15 protein-coding genes and 4 tRNA genes are annotated in these 12,297 nt (G+C 39.0%); 8 read left to right on the top strand and 11 right to left on the bottom strand.

What is annotated here, in order from left to right:
• Nucleotides 1-63 precede the first annotated feature (63 nt).
• Nucleotides 64-882 carry a MerR family transcriptional regulator gene (locus BMW45_RS25440; RefSeq protein WP_092250489.1) on the top strand — a complete coding sequence of 273 codons (819 nt, stop codon included), beginning with the start codon at nucleotides 64-66 and terminating at the stop codon, nucleotides 880-882.
• 264 nt (nucleotides 883-1,146) lie between these two features.
• On the opposite strand, the gene BMW45_RS25445 is transcribed toward BMW45_RS25440, so the two are convergent.
• The gene (locus BMW45_RS25445) at nucleotides 1,147-1,566 is read right to left on the bottom strand and encodes an RrF2 family transcriptional regulator (RefSeq protein WP_092250492.1); all 420 of its coding nucleotides are present in this window, start codon (nucleotides 1,564-1,566) and stop codon (nucleotides 1,147-1,149) included.
• 344 nt (nucleotides 1,567-1,910) lie between these two features.
• On the opposite strand from BMW45_RS25445, the gene BMW45_RS25450 reads away from it, so the two are divergent.
• Complete coding sequence (locus BMW45_RS25450; RefSeq protein WP_092250495.1) at nucleotides 1,911-3,299, top strand: sensor histidine kinase; 1,389 nt, start codon at nucleotides 1,911-1,913, stop codon at nucleotides 3,297-3,299.
• Between the two features lie 554 nt (nucleotides 3,300-3,853).
• Here BMW45_RS25450 and BMW45_RS25455 read toward each other — a convergent pair.
• Nucleotides 3,854-3,937 (bottom strand) — tRNA-Leu (locus BMW45_RS25455).
• A gap of 52 nt (nucleotides 3,938-3,989) precedes the next feature.
• Nucleotides 3,990-4,073, bottom strand: a tRNA-Leu gene (locus tag BMW45_RS25460).
• Between the two features lie 158 nt (nucleotides 4,074-4,231).
• Between BMW45_RS25460 and BMW45_RS25465 the strand changes: the two genes are divergently transcribed.
• Together BMW45_RS25465 and BMW45_RS25470 are read left to right on the top strand one after the other, a co-directional pair.
• Nucleotides 4,232-4,315, top strand: a tRNA-Leu gene (locus BMW45_RS25465).
• A 64-nt stretch (nucleotides 4,316-4,379) separates the two neighbouring features.
• Nucleotides 4,380-4,452, top strand: a tRNA-Asn gene (locus tag BMW45_RS25470).
• Between the two features lie 493 nt (nucleotides 4,453-4,945).
• Here BMW45_RS25470 and BMW45_RS25480 read toward each other — a convergent pair.
• The 3 genes from BMW45_RS25480 to BMW45_RS25490 form a co-directional block, all read right to left on the bottom strand.
• A complete protein-coding gene (locus tag BMW45_RS25480) occupies nucleotides 4,946-5,164 on the bottom strand; it encodes a hypothetical protein (protein ID WP_092250498.1) in 219 nt (72 codons plus the stop codon).
• Between the two features lie 347 nt (nucleotides 5,165-5,511).
• A complete protein-coding gene (locus tag BMW45_RS28170; RefSeq protein ID WP_166433473.1) occupies nucleotides 5,512-5,685 on the bottom strand; it encodes a hypothetical protein in 174 nt (57 codons plus the stop codon).
• Between the two features lie 752 nt (nucleotides 5,686-6,437).
• Nucleotides 6,438-7,310, bottom strand: a complete 873-nt coding sequence (locus tag BMW45_RS25490; RefSeq protein WP_092250504.1) for a substrate-binding domain-containing protein — start codon at nucleotides 7,308-7,310, stop codon at nucleotides 6,438-6,440.
• Nucleotides 7,311-7,938: 628 nt separating this feature from the next.
• On the opposite strand from BMW45_RS25490, the gene BMW45_RS25495 reads away from it, so the two are divergent.
• From BMW45_RS25495 to BMW45_RS25505, 3 genes are read left to right on the top strand one after another with little or no spacing between them, the layout of a single operon-like run.
• A complete protein-coding gene (locus BMW45_RS25495) occupies nucleotides 7,939-8,145 on the top strand; it encodes a 4Fe-4S dicluster domain-containing protein (RefSeq protein ID WP_092250507.1) in 207 nt (68 codons plus the stop codon).
• On the top strand, nucleotides 8,142-8,756 hold the full coding sequence (locus BMW45_RS25500) for a 4Fe-4S binding protein (RefSeq protein WP_092250510.1): 615 nt from the start codon (nucleotides 8,142-8,144) through the stop codon (nucleotides 8,754-8,756). Before BMW45_RS25495 ends, BMW45_RS25500 begins: the two co-directional genes overlap by 4 nt.
• A complete protein-coding gene (locus BMW45_RS25505; protein WP_092250513.1) occupies nucleotides 8,719-9,003 on the top strand; it encodes an ArsR/SmtB family transcription factor in 285 nt (94 codons plus the stop codon). Before BMW45_RS25500 ends, BMW45_RS25505 begins: the two co-directional genes overlap by 38 nt.
• A gap of 359 nt (nucleotides 9,004-9,362) precedes the next feature.
• Here the strand turns inward: BMW45_RS25505 and BMW45_RS25510 are convergent, their stop codons facing one another.
• From BMW45_RS25510 to infC, 4 genes are all read right to left on the bottom strand, one after another.
• Nucleotides 9,363-9,710 (bottom strand): DUF3888 domain-containing protein, encoded by a 348-nt coding sequence (locus BMW45_RS25510; RefSeq protein WP_166433474.1) that lies wholly within the window; start codon nucleotides 9,708-9,710, stop codon nucleotides 9,363-9,365.
• Between the two features lie 230 nt (nucleotides 9,711-9,940).
• A complete protein-coding gene (gene rplT, locus BMW45_RS25515; protein ID WP_092250519.1) occupies nucleotides 9,941-10,297 on the bottom strand; it encodes a 50S ribosomal protein L20 in 357 nt (118 codons plus the stop codon).
• 29 nt (nucleotides 10,298-10,326) lie between these two features.
• Nucleotides 10,327-10,524 carry a 50S ribosomal protein L35 gene (gene rpmI / locus BMW45_RS25520; RefSeq protein WP_013272956.1) on the bottom strand — a complete coding sequence of 66 codons (198 nt, stop codon included), beginning with the start codon at nucleotides 10,522-10,524 and terminating at the stop codon, nucleotides 10,327-10,329.
• Nucleotides 10,525-10,547: 23 nt separating this feature from the next.
• The gene (infC, locus tag BMW45_RS25525) at nucleotides 10,548-11,045 is read right to left on the bottom strand and encodes a translation initiation factor IF-3 (RefSeq protein WP_092250522.1); all 498 of its coding nucleotides are present in this window, start codon (nucleotides 11,043-11,045) and stop codon (nucleotides 10,548-10,550) included.
• Nucleotides 11,046-11,412: 367 nt separating this feature from the next.
• Here infC and BMW45_RS25530 point away from each other — a divergent pair, with 367 nt between their 5' ends.
• Nucleotides 11,413-11,826: an EamA family transporter gene (locus BMW45_RS25530; RefSeq protein WP_092250525.1), complete on the top strand. Its 414-nt coding sequence runs from the start codon at nucleotides 11,413-11,415 to the stop codon at nucleotides 11,824-11,826.
• A gap of 66 nt (nucleotides 11,827-11,892) precedes the next feature.
• Here the strand turns inward: BMW45_RS25530 and BMW45_RS25535 are convergent, their stop codons facing one another.
• A complete protein-coding gene (locus BMW45_RS25535; protein ID WP_025233446.1) occupies nucleotides 11,893-12,207 on the bottom strand; it encodes a DUF1540 domain-containing protein in 315 nt (104 codons plus the stop codon).
• Nucleotides 12,208-12,297: the final 90 nt, after the last annotated feature.

The following is a 12,297-nucleotide window of genomic DNA, read 5'->3' on the forward strand; positions in this document are numbered from 1 at the left end:
CATTGTGGTATACTCTATACTGAAGTTGAGCTCAAAAAAACACATATATGTGAGGAAATAAAAATGCTGAAAATAGGTGATTTTTCAAAATTATCAAGGATTAGTATACGTATGCTTCGGCATTACGATGAGATCGGCCTGTTAGTGCCTAAAACCACGGATAGTTTTACCGGCTATCGTTACTATGGGGAGGATCAACTGCCGATTGCTGGCAGGATCATAGCCCTCAAGGATATGGGGTTTGGCCTTGTTCCAATTGGGGAAATCCTGAAGAACTACGATAATCCCCAGGCATTAGCTGATTTTCTGGCAGTGAAGCAGGCTGAGGTTCAGGCGGAAGCCGAAGAAACAGGCCGCCGTTTACTGCTCCTTGACACAGCCATCAAACGGCTGAGAAAGGATGAAACCGCTATGAATTACAATGTTACATTAAAAAAACTACCGGAGCGCAATGTTGCCAGTGTACGAAAGGTGATACCCGCCTACGATCAGGAAGGCATCCTGTGGAACCTTATGATGACAGAAACAGCTCTACTGCAGCTTCAGCAAGCTGACAATTGCTGCAGCCTTGCAATCTTCCATGACGAGGGATATAAGGATCGCGACGTGGATGTAGAAATTCAAATCACGGTAAAAGGGTGTTATCAAGATACTGAACACGTTGTGTTTAAAGCCATGCCTGCGGTGGAGATTGCTTCAGCAACCTATAAGGGCAGCTACGAGCAGCTCAGCGCAGTAAACCATGCGGTGGCAAATTGGGTAAATGACAATGGTTATGAATTTAATGGAGCTATGTTCTGCATCTATCATGTCAGCCCTGCTCAAACTCAGAACCCTGATGAGTTAGTAACCGAGGTTTGCTATCCTGTTAAAAAGAAATAATGATTACAGCAGCAAAAAACCGTTTGCGATTTGCATACGGTTTTTTACTGCGTAAACACGAAGGCTTACATTTTCATTTTTTCTACGTTCTGTTCGTTGTGTACCGGGAAAAGTTTCCAATCTCCTTTCCATGGCAGTACACCGCTATCTTATATCTCATGCAGGCACAATCTGGGCCTAATTCAAGTCTTAGCTCTTCCTATAGAAAAACAGTAAATCGATTTTTCTTGCTTAAGGAAATCTGATGAGTCGACCTCCTCAATGTTATGATTCGTTCACATTTTCATATATAAGATCGCAAATTCGAGTTCCACTTAACATTTCAATCGTTTTATACTGGATAGATTCAAAAATTCGGTGCACCAGACATGACGGTGTAGCATTTCTGCTGCAGTATCCATCCTCTTCCAGACATCGATTGATGCATATACTTCCCTCCATCGCCTCAACAATATCGTATAATGTTATCTCTGCAGCATCTTTTGCCAAACGGTATCCTCCCTTTGGGCCTTGTACAGACTCTATGAACCCTAACCGCTTGATTTTTGAGGCAATCTTATTGAAATAGCTATAGGTCATACCTAATTGCGCTGCTACCTCTTTCGCTGTTGTCACTTGAACACCCTGCTGAGCCATATAAAGGATGATCCGAATCGCATAGTCCGTAGTAATCTGGAATCTCATCGTATTTACTCCAAAATCGAAATTTCGTAATATCAATACTTTACTTTGCGAGTATAATTTGAAACTTGGTTTTTCTGGAAATATATGTACTCAATTTTAGTTTTTATGTATTGAATTTAACAGTTATAAAATAAAAACCATTGATATATCCTTCCCACCATCGACCGGTAATTGAGAACAACAAAAAAGGAATTAAGAGCATAATAAATGCTATTTTGAGCTAAAAATGTTATTTTATATTTAATCTTTTGCTTCATTTATATAATACGAATTGGAGCAAATGCTACTTGTTGGACTAATTTCTTCCACCGAACAGAGGTTTTTCTTATGAAAGGAGGTAACCGATGTCATTTTTATTTCGGCTTGTCGCAGTATGCCTTTTTACCGTTTACAGTGTATCTTTTCTTCTTTATCATAGAAGGAATTTTTTGGTGAAGCGAAATCACTTGATATTCTTTCTGGTTTCTGTAGTCATCAATTGCAGCTTCAGTGCTGCTTGGGGATTGGCCATATCCTCACATTATGGAGCTTTGGCTCTCTTAATGATCGTTCTGCTGGAATTAAAGGTATTGTATCAAATGAATCCGATGCAGCTTCTTTTTGAGAGCGGCTATTTTGTCGCAGTTTTATACTGGGGAAGAGGAATTGTATTGCCAGTCTTCGCTCTGATACTGAACCGTAATGTGCAGTGGGTAAGGCAAGACAAGTTTTATTACTCCATTGCATGGATTCTCTCCTTATGCGTGATACTCGTTTACAATATGCTTTTTCGCCATTTCATCGCTCCAAAAGCGAAGGTTCAAACGTTCTACCGCAGCAATGAACAGATCCGTTTTGTGGCTGTTTTTCAAGTTTGCCTTCTGGGATATCTGTTGTTTATCAACTTGGGGCGGTATTATGGGGCGGATTTGCCCTGGTATAACATGGCCTGCATCATCTCCTGTATCATCTGTTTTGCTGCACAGGGATTGATCGTCAACCGGGGAATCAGAACCAGTTCCCTTTTGAAATATGAATTACATACAGAATTACAGCAACAGCAGCTCGAGAGACAATTGCGGCATTATAAAGCGTGTCAGAAATATACCGAGAGCTTTCGGGCTTTCAAACAGGATTACAATTATATGATAACCTCTGTAAAATCTCTGTTATCCATCGGTGAATATCAGAAAGCGATAAGCTTGCTCGATACCATTCACGAGATAAATCATAAGCAAGTTCCGGTTCAACATTCCTATTCAAATAATATCCTCCTTGATGCTCTCCTGCAGGATACCGCAGATCGATGCGAGGAGCAATCCACCCAATTTTCAGCCAATGTCTATCTTCCCATCGGTCATAATATTTCTGAAACCGATATTGTCCGTATGTTTACAAATTTGTTCAATAATGCAGCAGAGGCTTGTGCAAAAGTCACCTCTGATTCTGATAGATTTATTGCCATCACAAGCAGATATGTTTCCTACAATGGCTGGCTGAAAATCGAAACAGCAAACTCATTTCATGGTAAAGTACTCATCCGTAATGGAATCCCTGAATCAACAAAGCCTAATCGGGATTTTCATGGACTAGGTTTATCAATCATTGATGAAACGGCAACAAAATTAGGTGGTATAATGGTTATAGATGTAGATCAGAAGAAAATGATATTTAGGACAACGCTATTACTGCCTATTAACATACAACGATGGAATAAAAAGGAACCCTATATCTGCCCGTCTTCCCCTGCGTAAAACATGATCGCCAGAAAATTGTGCCAGAACCATTCTCTCAAATGCTGCTGTTACAAACTACCAGTTCATATGAGCCGTTTGAATACTTAGAGTCCACATCTCGTGGTTCAATAAAAAAAGAGCTCATTCAGAAAGCCAAATTTTAGGCAGTTGAACAAGCTCAATTGGGGAAAGCGATGCAATGATGAATTCGGACAAGTTATTTATCCATTTACCAACCGGACAAATCACCAGAATTAATATCTAACAATTGTATTAATTATCATACACCAAATTTAATCCATATTATTTCCTAACTCCCTAAATGCGATTTATATGTATCGAATTTTGTGTTTTACTGTAAAATGGGGTTTTTTAATAAATCTTTAACGAAAAAAGCCAGGGATTATCATTAAATCCTCGACTTAAAATTTTATTATTTATTTTTTTAAGGTGCTGCTTTTAAGCGCTATTTTATGATCATTTTTTGACGGGTAAATAAATACCAGTGAATCCAAAAAAATAATGTCCTGCGGTTTTCTCCACAGGACATTCTAATCAGGTTTAAATTATAATGCGGGAGATGGGACTTGAACCCACACGATCATACAACCACAAGATCCTTAGTCTTGCCTGTCTGCCAATTCCAGCACTCCCGCATGTCATATAAATATTGAAAACCACACAGCTATGACAATCTGCATAGTTTCATGCAGAAGAAGGGACTTGAACCCTCAAGGTATTGCTACCACACGGACCTGAACCGTGCGCGTCTGCCAATTCCGCCACTTCTGCATTTCGTTGTTATCTGTCGTAACAACAATAGCTATTATAGTATACATGCTCTTATATGTCAACAACATTTCTCCAAATTTTTCAAATATTTTTTTTGTATATATTTTTCAAAAAATATTGACAATTTCACTTTTAAGTGCTAAGATTATGTTCGTTGTGCGGGAGTGCTGGAATTGGCAGACAGGCAAGACTAAGGATCTTGTGGGTGTATGCTCGTGTGGGTTCAAGTCCCATCTCCCGCACTTTTTATTATTTATATTTTTCCTATTGACATATTTCCCTTTTCGGGTATAATAAATCATGTATTCCTCGATAGCTCAGTCGGTAGAGCAAACGGCTGTTAACCGTTGGGTCGTAGGTTCAAGTCCTACTCGGGGAGTTTTTTATTGCCAGAAAATATAGGGCACATGTGATTATAAAACGAAAAAGCGCAGGCATCTTTGTCTGCGCTTTTTCGTTATCCATTTATATATACGCTCTACTCCACCACTTCTGTCGGCTTTTCAATTTCCATTTTTTCCGGTAGTATGAGATTTAATACAAGGGCCAATACAAATACCACGGCTACACATTTTTCCGCAAATACATCCTGAATGATTTCCGGGAATATATGAAAAATTTCCGGTATTAAGGTAAATCCAATACCAACACTGAGCGATAACGAAAAAAATATTTTAGCTTTTCCCCAACACAATAGCCCCAAAGACAAAATCTCGGGGCTAATTTATCGTTAAGATTTTATACTATTTGCTTTTCACCTGTAGGCAATCATATTACTAAGTGTACATAACCGTCCTAAAAGATGGCATACAAACGCCTATTGCAGCGCCACATTCCAAATCAGAAACCCTCAGCCTCTTGGAGCACTTTTCTTACTCTACATTCATTTCATTAACAGTCATCATCACCGCGCCAGCGGGAAGCGCTGTTGCAGCCATCCCGAAAACCTGCGCAGTAAGCTTCTCTTCTTTCCTTTTCACATTCATCTCTCTCAGTTTCGCAACAACATCTATTTTCACATCCGCAGTTATTGTTGCAACTACGCCTGCAGTTATTATTACAGCCGCCCCAAAAACAGCCCATATTTGCACCTCTTTTATTATTTTATATTTTATTATATGGGCCCATTAGAAAAGATGTGAATGCTGCAAAAGATGACTTTGACAACGGCATTCACTCAATTATGATATTTATATGTATTTGTTCTAACCCAATTTATAATGGGAAAGAAATGATTAATTGATGATTCTATATTTACTTTTGTGAGCCCGGAATACCGAGAGCCCCGCCTTTATCAATTACTATTCTTCATTTTCCTCATTTTCTTCATATTCTATATTTTTCATATTTTTCATATACTTCAAAATCTTCGCGATCTCTATCTCGCCGGCTGCATTTTCTGCATCCGTCTATTAAAACCTCCAGTAAACTTCTTTAATTACTTGTCTGTTCCATTCGTCATGATCACATTCATGATCGCGGTCACAATCACGATCACAGTCACGTTTCCATTCGCTTTCAAGCTCACGTTTGCAATCGCATTCACATTCACGTTTGCATTCGCATTTACGTTCACGTTTTTATTTCTTAATACATCTACATTTACAATCAAAACTACTCATATACCTATACTCCCATATTGCTGTGTTACAATATATTATATGGGACACATAGACAAGATGTGTTAACGCTAAATTTGTGTATAACCACAGGTCTCAGTCCTGTAATAATTTGCATATTTATGTCGTATTTTCAGACATTAACACACAATCCACAATTGTTTCCACATTATTGTGGATAAGTGTCGTTTTAAGTAGTCAATCGAATATTCGTAATCTGCTTCGTTATTTGTGGATCAATATGCGTATCCACCGGCTTGCCGCAAAGCGCATGTTCTAACCAATCGAATATGACGGCTTGAGCATACACCCCCCCACCCATCTGAAAGTGGCTGGATCCACCCTCTTGCTTTGTGAACAAAAGATTTTCAAGGGTTGATATTACCTCATTGCAGATCAACCAGGTTTTACGGGCTGTTCCTTTACAAATATTCGTTACCTGTAGCTTTTTTTTTGGGCTCTGCCCACACCCGACCTCTAGAATTATTAGGAAAAAATCGGGCATATTATAATTACCGACGAAATAAGGAAATAAATGGGCCGGTCAGACAGTTGTGATAAACTGTCTGACCGGTTTTCTTTTATAGATATTCATTTAATCGTTCTGGATAAAACAGCATCAACTGGCTGAGTACCAAGTCTCAAATCCGGTACCGCTGCGCCCATTTCTTTTTAACATTTCGTCTCTCATAATATTTTCTTTCTACAGGTGTCATTTTATCCCTTATTTCTCAAATATAGTTAATTATGAGAATATTCGACTTGGTGTATATATATTAACTACAGTTACTCCCGTATTAATAAATTGTGGACCTGTATCAAATCCCCTTAATGCAGCAATTGCCTGAGCCATACCCAAATAGCCCATTGTAAATGGATTTTGTACCAATGTAGCTTTTATAGTATTATCTCTTATCATTTCCTGAATTATCTCTGTGATATCAAATCCAATACCGATAATATTTTTATCATTTTCTCTCAAAGCGTACCCCAGCCCTAACGTAGATCCTTCATTCGTTGAAAAAACACCAACAAGATTGGGATTGTCTCTTATATATTTTTCCGTTGCTTGTTTTGCTAACTCTGGGTCACCATTCGTGTATATTGTTTCTAATATTTGATATCTGACAAACAATTTAAAATAATCGCGAAATCCCATTTCCCGATTTACAGTCGTTCTGTTTTCAGGAGTTACCCCAATGATTCCTATTGAACCATATGTGACACCAATCTCCTCTAATTCGTAAAACATATTTTCTCCAGCTATCTTACCAGCTGTATAATTATCTGTAGCTAAGGTTATGACTGCTTCTTCAAACGCTGGTGCATCAACATAAATGATTTTTACACCCTTTGCTTTCGCTTCTTCAACTGCTCTTGAAATCTTTAAAGGATCACTCGCCGCTAACATTATTGCATCTGCTCCCGCTACTACGGCATTATTAAATATTTGAATTTGTTTATTTACATCTCTCGTTAAGGGGGCGTCCCATTCATATGTAACACCTAACATAGAAGCCATTTCTCTAGCACCATTATCCATAACCTTCCAAAATTGATCACTTTTATCCATGGTTATTAAATAAATTTTATAATTCCCATTTACTATATGGTTCATTTCTACAACATCTCCTATATTAATAATCAATTTTAGTATTGGTTCAATTACATTCACACCTGGTGCTGAAATTCAGGCTTTACAACAAGTGTTCTGATATATCACCGACTTGCATAAAGATTATATACTGTTATTAACATTCGAATCTATAGCAGAAGGCACTTTAATACTCATATAACCGGCATAACTTACAGATTTGGAAGAATACACGGTTATTCAATTATATGCGAGGGGATTTCGTAATATTACTTCATTAAATTGAATAATGAGAATAGGAGCGCCCCATTATTCAGTGCCTTACATATGCTTCTAAGTGATTCGCATCCTTATAGTAAAAGAATTTTTACTGTTCTTGAAAACGAAAGTTTGCTCCGCCAGCTATCATGATAGAGAGGACGCTTGTGTAGTTGACATAGATATCGTTTAGCCATGACAATATTTTTCCTTGTACAGTCCGAGCAGATAATCGCCCTTTTCCGTCGGTTCCATCATGTCAGCCTTTCGCCAGGATCCCCCTTCTGATCCACCCCCTACTTACTGTTTCAAATTAAAATGAGTGTCAACTTGACAAACATAAAATAATAAAGTATATTAGTAATATCTTAAATACTTATTTACGGAGGTATCCATGAACAAACCAATTAAGATTGCCCTCGTCGGCAGGGAATGTGTAGCCTGCGGATGCTGTGTGGTAACCTGCCCCAAAGAAGCCATCAGCATTGATTCGGGGGTTATCGCCCTGATTGACAGTGAAAAATGTATCGGGTGCGGAAAATGCTCCAGGATATGCCCTGCTGCCGTTATTACTATTGCGGACCGGAGGATTATGGTATGAAAAAGAAATGGTATGATTTTCTCTGGGTCACCGAGCTGCTTTATTTGGTGCTTGGCCTGTTTAATATCCTTTTTGCATGGCTGGGAATGCTGTTTTTTGTGATCCCGCTGATAATTGCCTTCATGGGCGGTAACAAAACGTATTGCAACCGGTATTGCGGGCGCGGCCAGCTGCTTGGTTTACTTGGAAGCAGGCTGAAGCTTTCCCGTAACGCGCAGCCGCCCAAATTTCTGCGGAGCCGTTGGTTCCGGTACGGATTTCTCGCCTTTTTTATGACCATGTTCAGCCTGATGCTGATTAATACCTTTAAGGTCTTTAGCGGTGCTCCGCTGCGGGAAACAGTAACTCTCCTATGGATGTTTAAGCTGCCATGGAAATGGGCCGAGGTCAGTATGGTAGCCCCCTGGATCGCGCAGTATGCTTTTGGTTTTTTCGGGGTGATGCTGACCTCCACTGTACTGGGCCTTGCTACCATGGTTCTGTTTCGTCCACGATCCTGGTGTGTATACTGTCCTATGGGGACAATGACACAGGGGATTTGCCAACTTAAACGAAGAAAGGAGTGTTCCGACTGTGGAAGAACAAGCGAAAAAGATAGCGGAGCTGCTTAAAATACTGGCTAATGAACATCGTCTGCTGATCCTGTGTGCGCTGATACAGGGGCCACTTACGGTAGGAGAAATCCATAAATTTACTCCAAACATCACAGCCTCTGCGCTCTCACAACATCTAAACCAATTGAAAACATCTGGGATACTGGCTTCCGAAAAATTTGGTATGAATGTTGTTTACAGAATTCAGGACCAGCGCGTAATAGCCCTGATTGGCTCAATTAAAGAGCATTATTGCAGTGAATAAAAAAAAGTAATCCCAATAATAAAAGCCGTTCTGCTGGTTTACAATCAAGCGTTTCCGACATTGGCCGGCTTTTGCATTTAGGTGTCGAATTTATGCAATTAACAGGAAGAGGCTTCAATGCCTCTTTCTTGCTTTTCAGAAATTTCCTCTGGTTTAACCTACCTGGTCTGCTGAAATATTTCGGGTCACTCCCTATGCAGAAAACACACCAAAGATATTTGCTCCGGTTGTCACAGCAATTAACACAAATTCTATTAGGGTAGCTGTCTATAATCAAGAATCTATCTCCGTAACCATAGGACTTTGGATTCTTTCATATGGAAAATGATCATTTAATTACAAATAACAAAGTATGGCGTTCAATTTCTAGGTAGCGGTTTAGTAATACTGTCTTTTAAATGAGGTGGTATTTCATAAGATGCTAGATGCTCATAATTTTGCAATGTGACGGTGCCATTTGCATCAACAGTATAGGTGAGTCTATCATATCCAACAGGATTATGAGCGCCTATTTGAGGAAACACACCAATTCTTACAGTCAGGTAATTTGAACTTGTGATATCAAGAATTTCATTTTCATAATTGTAGACCTCTAACTCAGAATTAAAATACTGACGATAATATTTGTTAATCGCAGAGGTTATACAAGGATTTAATAAGGATAAAATTAGTTCATCTTTTAAATTGTTTCTTGATAGGTTATTCAATTTAAAATGTTCCTCATTATAATTAGAATTAATAGTATATATTAGTATAATTTGTTTTTATTACATTACGAAAAAATATTTTTTGCTAAGTTCTAAATGCGCTTGTATATTGCGCGTATATCATACGTATATTGCGCGTATATTACGAATCAAAATTTACTCGTTTTCAGGCTCTTGCTGCATCAAAAAAAACCCCGTAAACACGAGGTTTCCGAGGTTTGAATATGCGATTAAGCCACTTTGGACTTAGCCAGTTCTGCTAATTTTGCGAAGCCTTCTGCATCATTTATTGCCATGTCAGCCAGAACTTTTCTATTTAAATCAACTCCAGCTAACTTTAAGCCGTGCATAAATACGCTGTAAGATACACCGTTAATACGTGCTGCAGCATTGATACGAGCAATCCATAATTGTCTGAACTGTCTCTTTCTCTCTTTTCTGCCTGCATAGGAGCTTGTTAATGCTCTCATAACTGACTGCTTTGCTACTCTATACTGTTTGGAACGAGCGCCTCTATAGCCTTTAGCCATCTTTAACACTCTGTTATGTTTTTTCTTAGCGTTCATACCGCCTTTAATTCTTGCCATCGGTTTTTCCTCCTTCTTAACTTAAGATCCTATAAATATGGTAAAATCTTCTTCATTACTTTTGCATTTGTTGCATCGGTAACGATATCTTTTCTAAGATTTCTTTTTCTCTTAGTTGATTTCTTAGTTAAGATGTGAGATTTGTAAGCTTTATTTCTTACAAGCTTTCCCGTTCCTGTAACTTTAAAGCGTTTAGCAGCTGATTTACTGGTTTTTAATTTAGGCATTGTATTTTCCTCCTTGATAAGTTCTACTGGCGTTTTGCATTCAAAAATATAATCATGCTTCTTCCTTCCACCTTAGGTGGCTTGTCAATAACAGCGATATCTGCTAACTTCTCAGCGAAGTCATCCAGAATATATCTTGACTTTGACATATGCGCCATCTCACGACCTCTGAAACGTAAGGTTACCTTAACTTTATCTCCCTTTTCGAGGAACTTCCTTGCGGCGCTCATCTTCGTGTTTAAATCGTTGGTGTCAATGTTAGGAGATAAACGAACTTCCTTTACTTCGATTACCTTCTGTTTCTTTTTAGCTTCTTTTTCTTTCCTTGCCAGTTCATAACGATATTTACCATAATCGATAATCTTACAAACCGGTGGTTTTGCAGTCGGAGCAATCTTAACCAAATCCAGTTCTGATTCCTTTGCCATCTGCAAAGCATCCCTGGTAGACATGATTCCCAATTTTTCTCCGTTTTCACCAATCAACAGAACTTCCTTATCTCTGATCTGTTCATTAATCATTAAATCGCTAATTGTCGTGCACCTCCATTATATAGTGTGTGTTGGCTGGAATCCACATTGCTTGCCCATAGGCATAAAAAAAAGTAGATAGACAAACGCTATCCACCACCAAAGTCTCTACACAGTAAACCTATGTACAAAAGGCTATGAACCAGGGACACTTACTCGTGCCGTGGTGAGGCGGATACCTACTTTCCTGTTTGCTGTTTTCACAACTCTCATAATATTACTATATATTTATCTTTCTGTCAACATATTTTTTAAAACACTGTCCTTTTTTTCCTTTTTAGGTTTATCTTGCAACTTTCTATCGGGAGAGCTACAATGGTAGTATGCAATAAAATAAACGAATCAGGAGGCGCTTTTTATGTGGTTTGCTTTCGCTCTTCTTTCCTCCGTTTTTGCCGCATTCACTTCTATTTTGGCTAAAATGGGAATCGAAGGAGTCAATTCCAATCTGGCTACGGCCATCCGGACAGTTGTTGTGGTACTTTTGGCCTGGTTAATCGTTTTTCTCACAGGTGCCCAGACCGGTCTCTCTGAAATCAGCAGGAAAAGCTGGATCTTTCTCATCCTGTCCGGCATTGCTACCGGCCTCTCCTGGATTTGCTATTACAAGGCCCTTCAAATTGGAGAAGCTTCCAAGGTAGTTCCCGTAGATAAGCTAAGCATCGTTCTCACTGTGATCCTGGCATTTCTTATTCTCCATGAACAATTTACTATAAAAAAGCTCATAGGCATCCTTCTGATTACGGCAGGAACCTTTGTTATGATCTTATGATCCGATCGACTATTTAAATAAGATGCGTCAGGAACTTCCTCCCGGCGCATCTTGTTTTTTAAATGCTTATCTGGTTTTAAAGGTGGAGCATTCGGTATGCTCTGCTGCATTCGCACCGTCCCCTGCGATTCCAATATGCTCCGCAGAACAGTGGCGGCCTTCATTGTAAACGCAGTTGACAGCTTCGCAGTCCACTTCCAGACGGCTTTCCGGAGTCTTGAATAAGTTATGGAAAGAACCGTCCTTATTCTCATCAAAGCTTCCACAGCAGGTATCATAGCTGTCCTTTGCCTGGGATCCTTCTACGATAATGGCGGACTTACAGCAATAATTATCTGAATTATGAAGACAGCTTGTTACATTACAATCTAATTTTGTCATGGCCTATTTCCTCCTGGCATTCTTACCTAAGATAATGTTTCAGGATTATTATGCACGCAGCGGAAGGAAAATATTCTCACGAATATTTTC

It is taken from the genome of Lacrimispora sphenoides (assembly GCF_900105215.1).
Taxonomy (GTDB): domain Bacteria; phylum Bacillota; class Clostridia; order Lachnospirales; family Lachnospiraceae; genus Lacrimispora; species Lacrimispora sphenoides_A.

Bases quoted from the DNA above. Each gene is read 5' to 3' on its own strand.
- BMW45_RS25490 (WP_092250504.1), bottom strand. From the start codon at position 7,310: ATGAACCATATAGTAAATGGGAATTATAAAATTTATTTAATAACCATG.
- infC (WP_092250522.1), bottom strand. From the start codon at position 11,045: ATGATTAATGAACAGATCAGAGATAAGGAAGTTCTGTTGATTGGTGAA.
- BMW45_RS25450 (WP_092250495.1), top strand. From the start codon at position 1,911: ATGTCATTTTTATTTCGGCTTGTCGCAGTATGCCTTTTTACCGTTTAC.
- BMW45_RS25535 (WP_025233446.1), bottom strand. From the start codon at position 12,207: ATGACAAAATTAGATTGTAATGTAACAAGCTGTCTTCATAATTCAGAT.
- BMW45_RS25445 (WP_092250492.1), bottom strand. From the start codon at position 1,566: ATGAGATTCCAGATTACTACGGACTATGCGATTCGGATCATCCTTTAT.
- BMW45_RS25500 (WP_092250510.1), top strand. From the start codon at position 8,142: ATGAAAAAGAAATGGTATGATTTTCTCTGGGTCACCGAGCTGCTTTAT.
- rplT (WP_092250519.1), bottom strand. From the start codon at position 10,297: ATGGCAAGAATTAAAGGCGGTATGAACGCTAAGAAAAAACATAACAGA.
- rpmI (WP_013272956.1), bottom strand. From the start codon at position 10,524: ATGCCTAAATTAAAAACCAGTAAATCAGCTGCTAAACGCTTTAAAGTT.
- BMW45_RS25530 (WP_092250525.1), top strand. From the start codon at position 11,413: ATGTGGTTTGCTTTCGCTCTTCTTTCCTCCGTTTTTGCCGCATTCACT.
- BMW45_RS25495 (WP_092250507.1), top strand. From the start codon at position 7,939: ATGAACAAACCAATTAAGATTGCCCTCGTCGGCAGGGAATGTGTAGCC.
- BMW45_RS25440 (WP_092250489.1), top strand. From the start codon at position 64: ATGCTGAAAATAGGTGATTTTTCAAAATTATCAAGGATTAGTATACGT.